This is a genomic window from Streptomyces sp. NBC_01166, assembly GCF_045039765.1.
Lineage (GTDB): Bacteria > Actinomycetota > Actinomycetes > Streptomycetales > Streptomycetaceae > Streptomyces.
In genome coordinates this window covers 485,493-501,443 of sequence record NZ_CP108613.1, presented here as the reverse complement: position 1 = coordinate 501,443, position 15,951 = coordinate 485,493, and the positions used below count along the sequence as shown (strand labels likewise).

Genomic DNA, 15,951 nt, shown 5'->3' with positions numbered 1-15,951 from the left:
GGCCCGCACCGGCCGGGATCTGGGCATATGCGGAGTCGCGCGAGCCGTGGATCAACGGCTCGCGCCGCCGGTGCCGTCGCGGGATCGACGAAACGTTCGACGTCGCGACCGGATGTGCGTCGGCCATCCGTTCGAGGTCCAGGTGCAGGGGGGTCGGCGGCCCACTGTCCGGGGTGTCCGACGGAGGGAATGGTGGCGCATGTGTTCGTGTTATGTGAACCAGAAACGAAAACGACACTCATTCCCACCTGGGGGGTGAGGTCGGAATCCCTGTCTGGAGGCCCCATGGCGCGCAGTGAGACCAGGCCCATCGTCCTGCTCCGGTCCACGGCCGGAACCGGCCACACCTATGTGACGCGGAAGAGCAGGCGCAACGACCCCGACCGGCTGGAACTGAGGAAGTTCGACCCGGCCGCCGGGCGTCATGTCACGTTCCGTGAGACCCGCTGACGATCGGCTGCGGTACCTTCCGGTAGCCGTGGGCCCCCGGCCTGCGACGTCGTGGTGTGGATCACACGGCGGGGGGCGGATTCACGGAACGCCGGGTGGTGGTTTATCGTTCATCTATGCGTCGGGGTGAGCGGCCGAAAGCCGCCGGGCGGCAGCCCGCCCTCACCTCCGCACACAAGCCGCCCCGGCTGGATTCCCCCGATCCGGCCGGGGCTTCTCCTTGGGCCGCCCCTTCCGCGTGCCGCGCGATCGAAGGCCGCAGGGGCCCTTCGGCCCCGCTCGAAGGCCCACCCGCACGGGCCCGGGTGCTCACATGGTCTGCGTGAGATCCGCCGCGTAGTGCTCGATGGCAGGCCGGTACCGCTGCACGCCCGGGCTGTCGCTGGTCGAGGCCAGCAGCCGCAGCAGGAGCTGCATGGCCTCGTGGTGCTCGCCGGTGTTGAACAGGGCCATGGACAGAAAGGTCCTGAGCGCCCCGTCGTCCGGGAACTCCGACACACCGCGCCGGAGCGTCTCGACGGCCTGACCGAACCTGCCCAGGACGCGATAGGTGCTGCCCAGGCCGAGCAGCGCACCCCGGCGTTCCTGTTCGGTGAGGCCGTCGCCCTGCAGGCTCCGCTCGTAGTACGGGACGGCCTCGGCCTCCAGGCCGAGCACATCGTGGACCCAGGCGGTCTGATAGGCGACGTCCGCCGCGTCGGGGAACGAGGCCGTGAGGGAGAGGAGGCGTTCCCTGGCCTGTTCGGGATGGCCTTCTTCCCGCAGCCGAACGGCTTCCGCCAGCAGTTCGTCCTTCTTCTGTGCGCTCATGCGCACATGGTCGCACCCACCCGGGGGTGTGGCCGACGGGGTTGGGGGCATCCGTTCCGCCATGACAGCAGAGGCGGATCGTAGTGCACGACGCAGAGGCGTGGGGAATCTATTGCTGCGCGCGGCGGTGCTGGCGGCGGCGTTCGTGGCCCTTGTCGCGTTCTCCGTGGTGCTGGCGAAGGTGACGCTCACACCGTCACCCGCGTCGGAGGACATCGTGACGTCCAATCTGAAGCCGGGGCGGTCCCTGCGGCAGTACGCGGAGGACTACACGTTTCTCGCAGCGTGCAAACAGGCGGGCGGAAACCTGCTGCTGGGCGCTCCGTTCGGCGTGCTGCTGCCGATTCTGGTGCCGCGTCGGCTCCGGATGATCCGGATGACCGTGCTCACCGTACTGGTCATGGCGGTCGTCGAGCTCGTACAGGGCGCGCTCGTGGCGGGACGGGCCTTCGACATCGACGACGTGATCCTCAATACGGCCGGCGCGCTGATGGGGTACGCGCTCGTGGGGCGACGCATCAGCCACCGCTACCACGCGCTCTCGGACGAGCCGGCCGCGGTGGACGAGGCGAAGCCCGGACCGACACGGGCCGGCACGGAGCCGGCCGCGAAGAGCAGGGCGAAGCCTGGTGCGGCGTCGAAGAGCCGGAGCAGGACGAAGTCTGGTGCCAAGGCCGAGCGCGACGCCGCGTCGAAGTCCGCGACCGAGGCGAAGGCCGCAGGCAGCCCCGCGTCCGGTTCCGCCGCACGGCGGAGCGCGTCCGCGCCGGTGGCTCGCGGACGCGCTCTGCTCGACAGGTGGCGCAGCCGGCGGGAGGGCCCGGGCGGGGGAGCACCCGGAGCCCGCCGGCGCGGAGCCTAGAGCGCCGGGTAGGCGTTCTTCATGAGCTCCTGGAACTGGGCGGAGAACCACTTGCCGGAGACCGGGGCGTCGGGCAGCGCGCCGGACATGTTGTTGCCGTTGCGCACGTTACCGGTGTAGGTCGGGTCGCACATCCGGTCGAAGCCCTTGCCCTCGTTGTTGGGGATCTCCTTGCTGGAGCCGTCCGACTCCCCCGGGGGCTTCATCCAGACGTACGCGTCGATGCCCGCGGCGGGTGCGGCCTGCGGGCGTTCGCCGAGACCGGCTCCGGACTGGTTGCACCAGTTCCCCAGGTGGATGCGGCGGTCGTAGCGGCCGCCGTTCACATAGGTGTCGACACTGGTGCTCGCGCCCGGTCCGGTCGGTCGGTTCGCGCCGCCCCAGCCGTTGCGGGAGGTGTCGATCAGCATGCCGATGTCGGAGTTGAAGCCGACCGAGACCAGCTCGTTGCGGAAGGCCTGGGCGAAGGACTGCTCGTCCGTGTAGCGGTTCCAGTCGACCCACTTCGACTGACGTACGGACGTGCCGTTGACGGAATCGTCGATGGAGAAGTGGTCCTCCGTCGTCGCGCCGTAGTTGGCCGTGTTGGTGATGAAGCCGTGTACGTCGTCGACGGTCGCGCCCTCGGTGGTCGCCGCCACCTTGAAGATGTCGGCGGACGGGCCGAAGTTGTCGTCCCAGCCGAGCCAGCCGTGGTGCCCCGCGTCGATGTAGTTGTAGACGTTCGGAGCGTCGCCGAGCTTGTTGAGCGCGTAGCCGACGCCCTTCTGGTAGTTGCCGTTGGCCTTCATCACGTCGCAGGCCGGCGTGGCGGTAGGGCGGCTGCCGGCGTTGGTGACAAGGTTCGGCAGCGAGTCGATCTCGACGGTGGTGACGATCCGCAGACCCGCGTACTTCTCGTCGGCGAGGATGGCCGCGATCGGGTCGATGTACTCGGTCTTGTACCGGTCGATCTCGGTGGGGCCGAGCTCACCGTTGGAGGCGAGAGCCGAGCAGTCACGCCCGGGCAGGTTGTAGATGACGAGCTGGACGACGAGCTCGCCGGAGCCCTTCTGGGTCAGGGCCTCGTCCAGGTGGTCGCGCAGGCCCATTCCGCCGTTCGCGCCTTCGATGGCGGCGATACGGTCGAGCCAGACACCCGTCGGCTGGTCGGCGATCCGGCTTCCGCCCGGTTCGGCGGCGGCGTTGGCCGACCACTCCGGGTTGACGTAGACCTTGGCACCCTCGTACGGGTTGTTGACCCGGTCGGTGGGATCGGTGGGCGGATCGGTCGGGTCCGTCGGGTCGGTCGGTCCGGTGGTGCCTCCGTCACAGGTGACGCCGTTCAGCTTGAACGTCGCGGGCACGGCGCTGTTGCCGCTCCCCGTCGCGTTGAAGCCGAAGGTTGCGGAGGATCCGGTGGCCAGTGCGGCGTTGTAGCCGGCGTCCTTCGCGGTGACGGCGGTGCCGCTCTGCGAGACGGTGGCGTTCCAGCCCTGGCTGACCTTCTCACCGCCGGCGAACGACCACTGCAGCTGCCAGCCCGTCACGGCGTCGCCCAGGTTCTTGACCGTCACCGAGGCGGTGAGACCCCCGTTCCACTGGTTCTGGATCTTGTAATCGACGGAGCAGCCTGCCGCCGCCGCGGCGGAGGTCCCGAAGGGTGCCACCGCGGCGGCGGATCCTGCGGCTGCGGCGACGAGTGCTCCCGCCGCTATGAGCGCCGTTCGGGATCGGCGCAGGGTGGTGCGGCTCGTGCGGCTCATACGAATTCCGTTTCCTCAGCTGTCGAGGGCGCGCAGGTGATCACGCAGCCCGATTCCGTACGGGGTGGGGGTACCGTCGTAGTCGCTGATCAAGGACGGACCCTGGAGCGGTGCAAGGTGGTCCCAGGTCCGTCCGGGAGGAGAGTTCTGGCCTAACTTGCCTGCGGCGAGGGGGACTTCGGCCCGACCGGTGCGAGCGGGGATTTCGAGCGGTCCTCGTTCGCACATCTGTGTTCGGGTTCAGGCCAAGCCGGTACTCCTCGTCGGGGGGCACAGGGGCGGTGCGGGTTCCGGCCGACGCCCGTCGGCACAGAGGTGTGCTCGACCAGCTCCGGGGCCGAGGAAGCCCGTTGCGGAGCCCGCACTGTTCGCGTGAGTCCCGGTCAGGCCGTTGCCGGCCGCGATGCCCGATCCCCGGAAACCGCCGGCCCGATGCTGCGCGGTGCTGTTCTCCACCGTGCGTACGAGGGCGGATCCGGAAGCCGTGGCCGTGGCCGGGAGGGCGCTTCCGGCCACGCCGAGCACTGCTCCGGGGAGCAGCCTGAACAGGTGCGACACGTGCGGGAGGTGAAGCATGAGCGACTCCTTGCAGATCGGGCGTGCCCCCTACGGCACGTCGACTGGTGGAACCGCTCCCACTGGTGTGGCTTGACGTTAGAGCGTCAAGTGGTGTCGGTCAACACACCAGTTCTCATCTCTTGGTATCGAAATAATTCGACTCTTCAAGTCTCTTGACTCTCTTTTTCCTCGTCCCCATGCTGGGAGCGCTCCCACTGGTTCAAGGCTTGTGCTCAGCCCCGCACACCCCCCATGTCGCCGAGCCGCGAGGAGGTACTGCGCATGCCATCGGGACGCGCACGAAGAACCTGGTTACCCGGAAGACCACGCAGAACCGGAGCCGGAAACCGACGGTTGTGGACAGCATTGGTGGCCGCGCTGGCCCTCCCTGTGGGGATGACCGCCGCAGCCGGTGCGCCGGCCCAGGCCGCCGCTGTCCAATGCAGCGTCGACTACAAGACCAATGACTGGGGTTCGGGCTTCAGCGCCGAACTCACCGTCACCAACAGGAGCTCCGCTGCGATCGACGGCTGGACCCTCAGCTACGACTACGCCGGCAGCCAGAAGCTCACCAACGGCTGGAACGGGGCCTGGTCCCAGTCCGGCAAAACGGTCACCGTCAAGAACGCGAGCTGGAACGGCACCATCGCCGCCGGGGGCGCCGCCACGACCGGCGCGCAGTTCAGCTACAGCGGCACCAATACCGCGCCGTCCACCTTCTCCGTCAACGGCACGGCATGTGTCGGCGCCCATCAGCCGCCGATCGCCGTCCTCACCAGTCCGGCGGCGGGCGCCGTCTTCTCCGCCGGAGACACAGTCCCCCTGGCCGCGACGGCCGCTGCCGCCGACGGCGCGGGGATCAGCAAGGTCGAGTTCTACGACAACACGACCCTGCTCGGCACGGACACCACGTCCCCCTACACGTACAACGCCCAAGGGCTCTCCGCCGGCGGCCACTCCGTGTACGCCAGGGCGTACGACAGCCTCGGCGCCTCCGCGGAATCGCCCCCGGCCGGCATCACCGTCGCGGCGGGCCCGGCCGTCGTCGCCACCCCCGCCCAACTGGGCGTGCAGCAGGGGAAGTCGGGGACCTTCCAGGTCTCGCTGTCCACCGCCCCCGCCTCGTCCGTCACCGCCACCGTGGCGCGGAGCGCCGGCAACACCGGGCTGAGCGTCACCGGTGGCGCGAGCCTCACCTTCACCCCTTCGAACTGGTCCACACCTCAGAAGGTGACGGTCTCGGCCGACGGATCCGGCACGGGAGCCGCGACCTTCACCGTGACGGCCCCCGGCCACACCAAGTCCGAGGTCACCGTCACCCAGCTCGCGGAGGCGAAGGAGTACGACGCCCGCTTCCTCGATCTGTACGGGAAGATCACCGACCCGGCGAACGGCTACTTCTCCTCGGAGGGCATCCCCTACCACTCCGTCGAGACGCTGATCGTGGAGGCTCCCGACCACGGACACGAGACGACGTCGGAGGCGTACAGCTATCTGATCTGGCTCCAGGCGATGTACGGGAAGCTCACCGGGGACTGGACGAAGTTCAACGGTGCGTGGGACACCATGGAGAAGTACATGATCCCCACGCACGCCGACCAGCCCACGAACTCCTTCTACAACGCGTCGAAGCCTGCCACCTACGCGCCCGAGCACGACACTCCGAACGAGTACCCGGCCGTCCTCGACGGATCGGCGACCTCCGGCTCGGACCCGATCGCGGCCGAGCTGAAGAGCGCGTACGGCACCGACGACATCTACGGCATGCACTGGATCCAGGACGTCGACAACGTCTACGGCTACGGCAACACGCCGGGCAAGTGCTCGGCCGGTCCCACCGAGACCGGGCCGTCGTACATCAACACCTTCCAGCGGGGACCGCAGGAGTCGGTCTGGGAGACCGTCACCCACCCCACCTGCGACAACTTCACCTACGGCGGGGACAACGGCTACCTGGACCTGTTCACCGGGGACGCCTCCTACGCCAAGCAGTGGAAGTTCACCAACGCTCCGGACGCGGACGCCCGTGCCGTACAGGCCGCGTACTGGGCGGACACCTGGGCGAAGGAGCAGGGAAAGTCGGGTGAGGTCTCCGCGACCGTCGCCAAGGCGGCGAAGATGGGCGACTACCTCCGCTACTCCATGTTCGACAAGTACTTCAAGAAGGTCGGCAACTGCGTGGGCCCGACCACCTGCCCCGCCGGCAGCGGGAAGGACAGCGCGCACTACCTGATGTCCTGGTACTACGCCTGGGGCGGTGCCACCGACACCTCGGCGGGCTGGTCCTGGCGGATCGGATCCAGTCACGCACACGGCGGCTACCAGAACCCGATGGCGGCCTACGCGCTGAGCTCCGTCGCCGACCTCAAGCCCAAGTCGGCCACGGGCCAGCAGGACTGGGCCAAGAGCCTGGACCGGCAGATGGACTTCTACCAGTGGCTCCAGTCCGACGAGGGGGCGATCGCGGGCGGCGCGACCAACAGCTGGAAGGGCAGTTACGCCCAGCCGCCGGCCGGGACGCCGACCTTCTACGGCATGTTCTACGACGAGAAGCCCGTCTACCACGACCCGCCGTCCAACCAGTGGTTCGGCTTCCAGGCGTGGTCGATGGAGCGCGTCGCCGAGTACTACCACGAGTCGGGTGACGCACAGGCCAAGGCCGTACTCGACAAGTGGGTCGACTGGGCCCTGTCCGAGACGACCATCAACCCCGACGGCACCTACCTCATGCCCTCCACCCTCAAGTGGTCGGGCGCGCCCGACACCTGGAACGCGTCGAGCCCCGGCGCGAACTCCGGGCTCCACGTCACGGTCGCCGACTACACCAACGACGTCGGCGTGGCCGGTGCCTACGCCAGGACACTGACCTACTACGCCGCCAAGTCCGGTGACGCCGAGGCGAAGGCCACGGCCGAAGGACTGCTCGACGGCATGTGGAGCCACTACCAGGACGACGCCGGGATCGCCGTTCCCGAGACCCGGGCCGACTACAACCGGTTCGACGACCCGGTCTACGTCCCGGACGGCTGGACGGGCGCGATGCCGAACGGGGACACCGTCGACAACGACTCGACGTTCCTCTCCATCCGGTCGTTCTACAAGGACGACCCGAACTGGCCCAAGGTGCAGGCCTATCTGGACGGCGGGACCGCACCGGTCTTCACCTACCACCGGTTCTGGGCACAGACCGACGTCGCACTGGCTCTGGGGGCGTATGCAGACCTCCTGGAGTGAGTGACCGCGGTACCCGGGGATCCCGGCCGCCGGCTGTAGCCGGCGGCCGGGATCCCCGGCACGGGACCGATCCAGACGCCAGCGCGCACCGCTCGCCCGCACCGCTCGCCCGCATCGCGTCGACCGTGCTCTGCTCCAGGATCCCGGCGCGTTGGCGGTGCTCGGCGTACGCGCGGTCGGAATCCGTGCGATGAATACCCGGCCCACGCCCCGGATCCGCCTGCCGCCCGGTCCCGCACAGGGCCTCGCGCGAACCTGCCCGTGCGAGGCATGATCATGCGATGACTTGGACAGCTCCTGAAGCCACTCGCACCATCGGACCGCTCACCGGCGGCGAGCGCGAGACACTGACCGCCTTCCTCGCGTTCTACCGAAGCACACTGCTGCAGAAGTGCTCCGGCCTCACGGGCAGCCAGCTCGCCGAGCAGACGGTCGAGCCGTCCAACCTCACCCTGCTCGGCCTCGTCCGGCACATGGCCAAGGTGGAACGCATATGGTTCCGCGAGGGCCTCGCCGGGCTGGCTCTTCCCTCGATGTACGACACGGAGAAGGGCAAGGACGCCGACTTCGAGGACCTCTCACCGGACCACGCCCCCGACGACTACGCCCGTCTCGTCGAGGAGATGCGCCTCGCCGACGAGGCGGCGGCGGACGCGCCGCTCGACTCCACCTTCACCCGGCGCGGCTCGGTCTACTCGCTCCGCACGGTGTATGTGCACATGATCGCCGAGTACGCGCGCCACATCGGCCACGCCGACCTGCTGAGGGAACGGCTGGACGGCACCACGGGGGCTTGAGGCCGCCCCGGACGCCGCCGCCCGTACAGGATCTGGCGTAATCGGCCGTCCAGGCGGACTGAAACCCCGGGACGGGGTCACACGGAAGGTATGACGTCCACTGACGTAAGGACAGACAGCGCCGGGGACCCCGCCCACGGCGGCACGCCGCGCCGCCGCGCCCGCACACGAGGATGCCTGCCGTTCGCGGGTGTGTGCGCCGTGGCGCTGGTCCTCCTGCTCCTGGGTTCCCGGCTCAGCCTGCTGCCGGGGTTCGGCAGCCTCTTCGGCGAGGAGACCAACGACCGTTCCGGCCCCGCGGTGCTCAAGTCGATCCAGGACATGAGCGCGTACGAGGCGGCCTCAGGCAACTTCCAGGTCGTCGTCGACCTGGAGAAGGACGCGAAGTTCCTGCCCGACGCCATCCGGGGCACCCGGACGCTGTACGTCGGCGCGGGCACCGTCGGAGCCTCCGTCGACCTCGGCAAGGTCGGGGCCGACGGGGTGACCGTCAACGAGGACCGCACCACGGCCGAACTCGTCCTGCCCCACGCGGTGCTGGGCAAGCCCGCCCTGGACCCGGACCGCTCCTACGCCGTGTCCAAGCAGCGCGGCCTCCTCGACCGGCTCGGCGACCTCTTCTCCGACAACCCCGGCAGCGAGCAGGCGGTCAACAAGCTGGCCGCGCGGCACATCGGGGAGGCGGCCGAGGAGAGCGGCCTCACGAAGCGGGCCGAGAAGAACACCACCTCGATGCTCCAGGGACTGCTCGCTTCGCTCGGATTCGAGAAGGTCACCGTCCGCTTCGCCGACCCGCGCGGCTGACCTCCTCGCCGTCCCGGCCGCCCCGCCCGCACCGGCGCGGCGGCCCTGCGCCACACTCGCCTGAACGAACGGTCGCCTCATCGACCGTCAGGAGCCGGGGAGTGATGACCATGACCGCCGAAACCACGGAACGCTTCAGGGCAGCTGTCGAGAAGGGGGACCACGCGGCGCTCGAAAAGCTGTTCACCGAGGACGTACGCCTCTTCAGCCCGGTGAAATTCACGCCCTTCGAGGGCAGGCCGATGGTGCTCGGTCTCTTCGGCGTTCTCCTTCGCACGTTCGAGGACTTCCGCTACGTCGGGCACTTCGAGGGCGAGGCATCCACCAGCGCGGAGGGCGACCAGGAGCCCGCGGAGATCCTGCTGTTCAGGGCGACGGTGGACGGCAAGGAGATCCACGGGATCGACCTCCTCCAGTTCGGTGAGGACGGCCGGATCAACGAGTTCACCGTGATGGTCCGCCCGATGTCCGCGGTCCAGGCGCTGGGCGCCGCCGTCCTGCAGGGGCTCGCCGCCGACGGTCTCGTTCCGGACGGGACGGCCCGCTGAGGAGAAGGTGTCCGGCCGGATCCCCCGGCCGGGCACCGCACGGCATGGCGCAACGCCGTTACGGAGTCGTTCGGTTACCCTACGTGAGCTCGACGAGCACTCATCGTCATCCGAGGGGACCCCCGAATGAACCGTATCCGCACCGCACTTGCCGCAGTCGGTATCGCCGCCGGCCTGGTGGCCGCTCCCGCCGCCAACGCCGCACCGCACGAGAACCGCACGACGGCAGTCGCCCACGATCCCTGCACCGGCGAGTTCCTCGGGGACGCGCGGCTGGGCCCCCAGTGGCTCCCCTCCACCAAGCAGGCACCCGTCGGCCCGCTGCTCAAGGGGTACAAGCGCACGGGCAGCCTGTCTCCCTCCGCCTTCCTGAACAAGTACTGGGAGGGACCCGCGGACACCGGCAGCTGGAAGTATCCGCCCAACGACGGCTTCGCCGAAGTCAACGGTGACCTCGACAAGGAGCCCGCCAAGCTGCGTACCGGCCAGCGGCTGGACCGCTTCGGATCGGAGTACGGCGCCTACCTCGCACCGGCCGGCGACGCCTACAAGGAGCGTGCCCTGCCCCCGCAGAACCTCAACACCCGTGACGCCGCGGTCCCTTGTGACTACCGCGTCTACAAGGTGGCCAAGCCGTTCTGGGTCTGGCAGGGCAGCATCGCACCGTGGTTCGAGCAGCCCGGCGGAGGTCAGCAGATCAAGCTCGACGCCGTCTTCCTCGACCCGGGCGCGGGCCAGCGCCTCAACGTGAAGTGGCTGCTGGACCACGCCTACCTCACCCCCGTCGGCGCGTAGTACCCGCCATGGAACGCCAGGAACTGCGCGCCGCCCTTCACGCCGCAGGCGTGGACGACGGCTACTACCGGATCGAGGGCGTTCACGAACCGGCCCCCACACCCCCTGACTTCCTGTTCCTGAGGAAGGCGCCCGACGGGGTGTGGGAGACCGGTGCGTACGAGCGCGGCACCTACGAGGTGATCGCCCGGCACCCGGATGAAGCGGCCGCCTGCGCGCACCTCCTGCATCTGCTCGTCTGACGGGGGAGTGGCGGATCGCCGGGGCCCTGGAACGTGACGGCCGCGTGTCGTAGTCGGGGCCCCGTCCGCCGAGCGGCCATGGTGGTCGTATGAACAGTGCAGGCATTCTCGCCGATGCGTTCGAACGCATCCATGAAGCGGTGCACGCCGCAGTCGAGGGTCTCCCGCCCGAGGACCTCAACGCCAGGCTCGACGACGACGCGAACTCCATCGCCTGGCTCGTGTGGCACCTCACCCGTGTCCAGGACGACCACGTCGCAGACGCGGCGGGAACCGAGCAGGTCTGGTTCGCGAAGGACTGGGCGTCCCGCTTCGAACTGCCCCTCGAGAAGGGCTCGACCGGCTACGGCCACAGCAGCGCGCAGGTCGGTTCCGTGACGGTGGCGTCGGGCGACCTCCTCCTCGGCTATTTCGACGCCGTGAACGAGCAGACCCTCGGCTTCGTCCGGGGACTCGACGGCCGGGCCCTGGACCGTGTCGTGGACGACGCCTGGTCGCCGCCGGTGACCCTCGGCGTGCGGCTGATCAGCGTCATCGCCGACGATCTGCAGCACGCCGGGCAGGCCGCCTTCGTCCGTGGTGCGCTGGAACGCCGTCAGTAGGACGCGGAACCGGTGCGCGCGTAGTGTCCCGGACTCGTACCGACCACACGCTTGAAGTGCCGGGAGAAGTGGGCCTGGTCGTAGAAGCCGACCGATGCCGCGACCTCCGGCGCGCGCATCCCACCGAGCAGCAGGCGGCGGGCCAGATCGACGCGACGCCCCGTCAGGTACTGGTGCGGAGCCATGCCGAACTCCCTGCTGAAGGCACGGACCAGGTGCGTGTGATGGGCGTGCAGACGCTCCGCGGCCTCGCGGAGCGTCAGCCCTTCCACGAAGTGCTGGTCGAGCAGATCCCGGAGGGCGTACGCGATCCGGCTGTCGGGCACCTGTGGGGCGACGGGCTCGTCGCGCAGGTGCCCCGCGAGACGTTCGGAGACGAGGGCGAGACGGCTCTGGGCCTCCAGTTCGTCCCCGGGGCGCTCGAGCGTCCGGTGCAACTGGTCGACACGGAGGCGCAGCCGCGGATCCCGCAGCACGGGCCGGTCGACCGCGCGCCCGACGAGATCCGGGTCGATCTGTGCGGTGTTCAGGTACAGGACACGCTTGCGGAACCCTCCAGGGGTCGCCGCGTCGCCGTTGTGCGGCACGTGCGGAGGCAGCAGCGTCACCACCGAACTGGGCGCTCCGTGCTCATGGCGGTCCAGGTCGTAGCGGACCATTCCCTCGTCGACGATGAGCAGCGTCCACGCGTCGTGCGTGTGCATGGGATAGGCGTGGTCGGCGAAGTGCGCGTGGAAGACCTCGTCGATCCCCTCGACGCGCGGACGCCACGCGGTGATGTCCGGACGTGCACCCATGTGCGAAGCGTACAAGAGCGTGCCGGAGCCCCGGCGACGTGCAAACTTCGTACAAGACGGCCGCCTGCCGGGCTCGGCAGACTCCTGGCATGACCGACGAAAACGCCCCCGTACGCTTCGACACCAAGATCGCCGTGCTGCTCCGCGACGACCTCGAGACCTGGCAGCGCCTCAACGTCACCGCCTTCCTGGTGAGCGGCCTCGGCACACAGGTCCCCGAGGTGATCGGTGAACCGTACGCCGACGCCGACGACACCTCCTACCTGCCCATGTTCCGGCAGCCCGTCCTCGTGTTCGCCGGGTCCAAGGAGCTCCTGACGACCGCGCACACCAAGGCGGTCAGCAGGGGCGTGACCCTTGCCGTGTTCACTTCCGATCTCTTCGCGACCGGCCATGACGAGGCCAACAGGGCAGCCGTCCGGGCGGTGCGCAGGGACGCGATGGATCTGGTGGGGCTGGCCGTGTACGGCCCGCGCAACGCCGTCGACAAGATCCTCAAGGGTGCCTCCATGCACCCCTGACCGGCGCCCGGGCGTCACCGGTCGGATACTCACGGACACACCCGTGCGGGTGATGGTTCCTGGTGCCATACTCAAGACAAGTCCGCTTGACAGGCTTGTCATTGTCCCGAAAGGCGACGCGTCATGAACTGGGCATCGTGGACCACCCTCGGTGTCTTCGCGGGAACCGGCGGAGTGCGCACCGAAGAGGTAGGTGTCGTGAGCGGTGATCTGACCGTACACACGACGTGGACCGAGAAGCAGGCCGAGGTCGCTGTCCAGTACAGCGGTGCCTCGGACTGGTTCACACTGGCCGGCAGTCCGGTGCCCTGCCCGTCCGAGGAAGCGAGCAGGGCCCTCCACCAGAGCGTCGTCGAGGCGGTACGCGCCGGCGGCGGAGCCACGGTTCCGGCTCCGCACCCGGTGTAGCGACCGCACCGCCGGCGTGGCAGGTGATCAGTCTCCCGCGAAGCGCACCACATACCGCCGCTGCCAAGGCGTCTCCACAGCCTTGGGGTGGTAGTTCCGGCGGACGAAAGCCACGGCTTCCTCCGCCGGGACCCCGTCCAGTACGGCCAGGCAGGCCAGAGCCGTACCGGTCCGTCCGCGGCCGCCCGCGCAGGCGACCTCGACCCGCTCACCCGGCGCCCTGTTCCACGCCTCCTTCAGCACGGCGCGCGCCGCGCTCCTGTCGGAGGGCAGGCGGAAATCGGGCCACCGCAGCCACCGCGACTCCCAGGCCACCGGGGGCGGAGGCCCGCCCAGCAGATGGACGGCGAAGGCAGGTTCCGGTCCCGCGGGGAGCGGACGTCTCAGACCGCGGCCACGGACCAGCCGGCCCGAGGGCAGGCACATCACGCCCTCACCGGCCGGATCCCAGGTCTCCGTCATACTCAGTCCTTGCCGTCGAGGTCCTTGCTGTCGAGGTCCCGGGACAGCAGGCTAGCCAGCTCCTCTACCGCGTCCGGCGCGCTTTCGCCCACGGCTGACAGAACGAGCGCATCGCCGTGCTGCGCGGCCAGGGCGAGCACCGAGAGCATGCTCCGGGCGTCGACCGGGGTGCTGCCCTCGCGTGCGACGGTGACGGGGACCGGCTGCCGCATGGCCGCCTGGACGAAGAGCGAGGCGGGACGGGCGTGCAGGCCGCTGCGGGATCCGACGGAGACGGTGCGCTGGTACACGGGTTCACTCCAGGGTTGAAGAGGGTGTTCGGGGAGGACAGTGATCAGGCGGCCACTGCGACGTCGGACCCGTCGTCGGCCGTGGCGGCGGCCTCAGGCCTCCGCCGCACGCCCTTGAGGGTGACGACCAGAGCGGTGGACACCGCGGTGCCGGCGGCGATCGCCAGCAGGTAGAGGAACGGCTCGCCGATGAGCGGCACGACGAAGACACCACCGTGCGGGGCGCGGAGCGTACAGCCGAACGCCATGGACAGCGCGCCCGTGACGGCCCCGCCGGCCATCACGGAAGGGATCACCCGCAGGGGGTCCGCGGCGGCGAACGGGATCGCGCCCTCGGTGATGAAGGAGGCGCCCAGCACCCACGCCGCCCTGCCGTTCTCCCGCTCGGTCCGGGTGAAGAGCCCGCGGCGTACGGTCGTCGCGAGGGCCATCGCCAGCGGAGGCACCATGCCGGCCGCCATCACCGCGGCCATGACCTTGAGACTGCCCGGCGTCGGGTCGGCCAGCCCGCCGACCGCGAAGGCGTACGCGACCTTGTTCAGCGGGCCGCCCATGTCGAAGCACATCATCAGGCCGAGGACGACGCCGAGGATCACCGCGTTGGAACCGGACAGCCCGTTCAGCCAGTCGGTGAGGGCGTTCTGGAGGGAAGCGATCGGCTTGCCCACGACGATGAACATCAGGAAGCCGACCGCGATCGACGCGAGCAGGGGGATCACCAGCACCGGCATGATGCCGCGCAGCGTGGGATGCACCTTCACCCGCTGGATCGCCATCACCGCCGCACCGGCCAGCAGCCCCGCGACCAGACCGCCGAGGAAGCCCGCGTCGATGGTGAGTGCGATGGCGCCACCGACGAATCCGGGGACGAGCGCGGGCCGGTCCGCCATCCCGTAGGCGATGTACCCCGCCAGCACCGGGACCAGGAAGCCGAAGGCCGCGGTGCCGATCTGGTTGAGCAGGGCGGCCCAGCTGGCCGCCTCGCCCCAGACGAAGTGGTCGGCCACCGACTTCGCGCTCGCGATCTCGTAGCCGCCGATCGCGAACGACAGGGCGATGAGCAGCCCCCCGGCAGCGACGAACGGCACCATGTAACTGACGCCGGACATCAGATAGGTACGGAGCCGGACACCGAAGTGACCGGACGCCCCCGCTGATCCGCCCGTGCCGGACCCCGGCTCGCCGGGACCTTCGGTGACCCCGCTGATCTCTCCGCGCTCGGCCTTGCGCCGGGCCTCGGCGATGAGCTCGGCAGGCCGGTTGATCCCGGCCTTCACCCCGGCGTCGACCACCGGCTTGCCGCCGAACCGGGCCTTCTCCCGTACGTCGACGTCGTGCGCCCAGATGACCGCGTCGGCGGCGGCGATCACCGCCGGATCCAGCCGCTCGAAGCCGGCGGACCCCTGGGTCTCGACGTCCAGGACGACACCCTGGGCGCGCGCGGCAGCCTCCAGCGACTCTGCGGCCATGTACGTGTGCGCGATTCCGGTCGGACAGGACGTGACGGCGACGATGCGGAACGGTTCGGCCGTCTCCTTCTCCGCCTCGGTGTCCTCCGGGGCCGGCACCGCCGCGGGGACCTCTTCGCCGCGGATCAGGGCCGCCGCGGCGGCGGGATCACCCTCCGCCCGCAGGGCGCCGGTGAATCCGGGGTCCATGAGCCGGCGTGCCAGGCTCGACAGGATGGTGAGGTGGTCGTCGTCCGCACCCGCGGGCGCGGCTATCAGGAAGACGAGGTCCGCAGGGCCGTCCGCAGCGCCGAAGTCGATGCCCGCGGCGCTGCGGCCGAAGGCCAGCGTCGGCTCGCTGACATGCTCGCTCCGGCAGTGCGGAATGCCGATGCCGCCGTCCAGGCCGGTCGGCATCTGGGCCTCGCGGGCCGCCACGTCGGCGAGAAAACCGTCGAGGTCCGTGACGCGGCCGGCCTCGACCATCCGTCCGGCCAGGGAACGGGCGGCCGCGCTCTTCGTCTCGGCGGAAAGATCGAGATCGACCAGTTCCGCGGTGATGAGCTCACTCATCGCGG

17 protein-coding genes are annotated in these 15,951 nt (G+C 69.6%); 11 read left to right on the top strand and 6 right to left on the bottom strand.

Annotated features, from left to right (window positions below):
* Nucleotides 1–285: 285 nt before the first annotated feature.
* Nucleotides 286–450 (top strand): 50S ribosomal protein L33, encoded by a 165-nt coding sequence (rpmG, locus tag OG379_RS02590; protein ID WP_393754345.1) that lies wholly within the window; start codon nt 286–288, stop codon nt 448–450.
* Nucleotides 451–759: 309 nt separating this feature from the next.
* Here the strand turns inward: rpmG and OG379_RS02585 are convergent, their stop codons facing one another.
* Nucleotides 760–1,260, bottom strand: a complete 501-nt coding sequence (locus OG379_RS02585) for a tetratricopeptide repeat protein (RefSeq protein ID WP_405658796.1) — start codon at nt 1,258–1,260, stop codon at nt 760–762.
* Nucleotides 1,261–1,321: 61 nt separating this feature from the next.
* On the opposite strand from OG379_RS02585, the gene OG379_RS02580 reads away from it, so the two are divergent.
* Nucleotides 1,322–2,122 carry a VanZ family protein gene (locus OG379_RS02580; RefSeq protein WP_405658794.1) on the top strand — a complete coding sequence of 267 codons (801 nt, stop codon included), beginning with the start codon at nt 1,322–1,324 and terminating at the stop codon, nt 2,120–2,122.
* On the opposite strand, the gene OG379_RS02575 is transcribed toward OG379_RS02580, so the two are convergent.
* Nucleotides 2,119–3,867 (bottom strand): glycoside hydrolase family 6 protein, encoded by a 1,749-nt coding sequence (locus tag OG379_RS02575; protein ID WP_405658791.1) that lies wholly within the window; start codon nt 3,865–3,867, stop codon nt 2,119–2,121. The genes OG379_RS02580 and OG379_RS02575 overlap by 4 nt on opposite strands.
* 954 nt (nt 3,868–4,821) lie before the next feature.
* Here OG379_RS02575 and OG379_RS02570 point away from each other — a divergent pair.
* The 7 genes from OG379_RS02570 to OG379_RS02540 all read left to right on the top strand — a co-directional run bounded on the left by OG379_RS02570 (nt 4,822) and on the right by OG379_RS02540 (nt 11,447).
* The gene (locus tag OG379_RS02570) at nt 4,822–7,659 is read left to right on the top strand and encodes a glycoside hydrolase family 48 protein (RefSeq protein ID WP_405658788.1); all 2,838 of its coding nucleotides are present in this window, start codon (nt 4,822–4,824) and stop codon (nt 7,657–7,659) included.
* A gap of 281 nt (nt 7,660–7,940) precedes the next feature.
* Nucleotides 7,941–8,456 carry a DinB family protein gene (locus OG379_RS02565; RefSeq protein ID WP_405658786.1) on the top strand — a complete coding sequence of 172 codons (516 nt, stop codon included), beginning with the start codon at nt 7,941–7,943 and terminating at the stop codon, nt 8,454–8,456.
* Between the two features lie 90 nt (nt 8,457–8,546).
* On the top strand, nt 8,547–9,260 hold the full coding sequence (locus tag OG379_RS02560; RefSeq protein ID WP_393754333.1) for a DUF4230 domain-containing protein: 714 nt from the start codon (nt 8,547–8,549) through the stop codon (nt 9,258–9,260).
* Nucleotides 9,261–9,370: 110 nt separating this feature from the next.
* Nucleotides 9,371–9,808, top strand: a complete 438-nt coding sequence (locus OG379_RS02555; RefSeq protein WP_405658783.1) for a nuclear transport factor 2 family protein — start codon at nt 9,371–9,373, stop codon at nt 9,806–9,808.
* 126 nt (nt 9,809–9,934) lie between these two features.
* The gene (locus tag OG379_RS02550) at nt 9,935–10,603 is read left to right on the top strand and encodes a TNT domain-containing protein (protein ID WP_405658781.1); all 669 of its coding nucleotides are present in this window, start codon (nt 9,935–9,937) and stop codon (nt 10,601–10,603) included.
* 8 nt (nt 10,604–10,611) lie between these two features.
* Entirely contained in the window at nt 10,612–10,845 is a 234-nt protein-coding gene (locus OG379_RS02545) for a hypothetical protein (protein ID WP_405658779.1), read from the top strand.
* A gap of 89 nt (nt 10,846–10,934) precedes the next feature.
* On the top strand, nt 10,935–11,447 hold the full coding sequence (locus OG379_RS02540; protein ID WP_393754324.1) for a mycothiol transferase: 513 nt from the start codon (nt 10,935–10,937) through the stop codon (nt 11,445–11,447).
* On the opposite strand, the gene OG379_RS02535 is transcribed toward OG379_RS02540, so the two are convergent.
* Entirely contained in the window at nt 11,441–12,244 is an 804-nt protein-coding gene (locus OG379_RS02535) for an AraC family transcriptional regulator (protein WP_393754322.1), read from the bottom strand. The genes OG379_RS02540 and OG379_RS02535 overlap by 7 nt on opposite strands.
* 89 nt (nt 12,245–12,333) lie before the next feature.
* Between OG379_RS02535 and OG379_RS02530 the strand changes: the two genes are divergently transcribed.
* Together OG379_RS02530 and OG379_RS02525 are read left to right on the top strand one after the other, a co-directional pair.
* Complete coding sequence (locus OG379_RS02530; RefSeq protein ID WP_393754319.1) at nt 12,334–12,765, top strand: DUF2000 family protein; 432 nt, start codon at nt 12,334–12,336, stop codon at nt 12,763–12,765.
* A gap of 123 nt (nt 12,766–12,888) precedes the next feature.
* Nucleotides 12,889–13,173, top strand: coding sequence for a hypothetical protein (locus tag OG379_RS02525; RefSeq protein ID WP_393754316.1), 285 nt, complete (start codon nt 12,889–12,891; stop codon nt 13,171–13,173).
* Nucleotides 13,174–13,200: 27 nt separating this feature from the next.
* Here OG379_RS02525 and OG379_RS02520 read toward each other — a convergent pair whose 3' ends face one another.
* Genes OG379_RS02520 through OG379_RS02510 form a run of 3 tightly spaced genes read right to left on the bottom strand, consistent with a single transcriptional unit; the run spans nt 13,201 to nt 15,946 of the window.
* The gene (locus tag OG379_RS02520; protein ID WP_405658776.1) at nt 13,201–13,635 is read right to left on the bottom strand and encodes a protein-tyrosine phosphatase family protein; all 435 of its coding nucleotides are present in this window, start codon (nt 13,633–13,635) and stop codon (nt 13,201–13,203) included.
* Nucleotides 13,636–13,637: 2 nt separating this feature from the next.
* Nucleotides 13,638–13,925 (bottom strand): HPr family phosphocarrier protein, encoded by a 288-nt coding sequence (locus tag OG379_RS02515; protein WP_405658773.1) that lies wholly within the window; start codon nt 13,923–13,925, stop codon nt 13,638–13,640.
* Between the two features lie 44 nt (nt 13,926–13,969).
* Nucleotides 13,970–15,946, bottom strand: a complete 1,977-nt coding sequence (locus OG379_RS02510) for a fructose-specific PTS transporter subunit EIIC (RefSeq protein ID WP_405658771.1) — start codon at nt 15,944–15,946, stop codon at nt 13,970–13,972.
* Nucleotides 15,947–15,951 lie beyond the last annotated feature (5 nt).

What these genes read in the sequence shown, in the direction of transcription:
- rpmG (WP_393754345.1), top strand. Translation starts at nt 286, where the DNA reads ATGGCGCGCAGTGAGACCAGGCCCATCGTCCTGCTCCGGTCCACGGCC.
- OG379_RS02575 (WP_405658791.1), bottom strand. Translation starts at nt 3,867, where the DNA reads ATGAGCCGCACGAGCCGCACCACCCTGCGCCGATCCCGAACGGCGCTC.
- OG379_RS02525 (WP_393754316.1), top strand. Translation starts at nt 12,889, where the DNA reads ATGAACTGGGCATCGTGGACCACCCTCGGTGTCTTCGCGGGAACCGGC.
- OG379_RS02585 (WP_405658796.1), bottom strand. Translation starts at nt 1,260, where the DNA reads ATGAGCGCACAGAAGAAGGACGAACTGCTGGCGGAAGCCGTTCGGCTG.
- OG379_RS02550 (WP_405658781.1), top strand. Translation starts at nt 9,935, where the DNA reads ATGAACCGTATCCGCACCGCACTTGCCGCAGTCGGTATCGCCGCCGGC.
- OG379_RS02510 (WP_405658771.1), bottom strand. Translation starts at nt 15,946, where the DNA reads ATGAGTGAGCTCATCACCGCGGAACTGGTCGATCTCGATCTTTCCGCC.
- OG379_RS02565 (WP_405658786.1), top strand. Translation starts at nt 7,941, where the DNA reads ATGACTTGGACAGCTCCTGAAGCCACTCGCACCATCGGACCGCTCACC.
- OG379_RS02540 (WP_393754324.1), top strand. Translation starts at nt 10,935, where the DNA reads ATGAACAGTGCAGGCATTCTCGCCGATGCGTTCGAACGCATCCATGAA.
- OG379_RS02520 (WP_405658776.1), bottom strand. Translation starts at nt 13,635, where the DNA reads ATGACGGAGACCTGGGATCCGGCCGGTGAGGGCGTGATGTGCCTGCCC.
- OG379_RS02535 (WP_393754322.1), bottom strand. Translation starts at nt 12,244, where the DNA reads ATGGGTGCACGTCCGGACATCACCGCGTGGCGTCCGCGCGTCGAGGGG.
- OG379_RS02580 (WP_405658794.1), top strand. Translation starts at nt 1,322, where the DNA reads ATGACAGCAGAGGCGGATCGTAGTGCACGACGCAGAGGCGTGGGGAAT.
- OG379_RS02570 (WP_405658788.1), top strand. Translation starts at nt 4,822, where the DNA reads ATGACCGCCGCAGCCGGTGCGCCGGCCCAGGCCGCCGCTGTCCAATGC.
- OG379_RS02545 (WP_405658779.1), top strand. Translation starts at nt 10,612, where the DNA reads ATGGAACGCCAGGAACTGCGCGCCGCCCTTCACGCCGCAGGCGTGGAC.
- OG379_RS02555 (WP_405658783.1), top strand. Translation starts at nt 9,371, where the DNA reads ATGACCGCCGAAACCACGGAACGCTTCAGGGCAGCTGTCGAGAAGGGG.
- OG379_RS02530 (WP_393754319.1), top strand. Translation starts at nt 12,334, where the DNA reads ATGACCGACGAAAACGCCCCCGTACGCTTCGACACCAAGATCGCCGTG.
- OG379_RS02560 (WP_393754333.1), top strand. Translation starts at nt 8,547, where the DNA reads ATGACGTCCACTGACGTAAGGACAGACAGCGCCGGGGACCCCGCCCAC.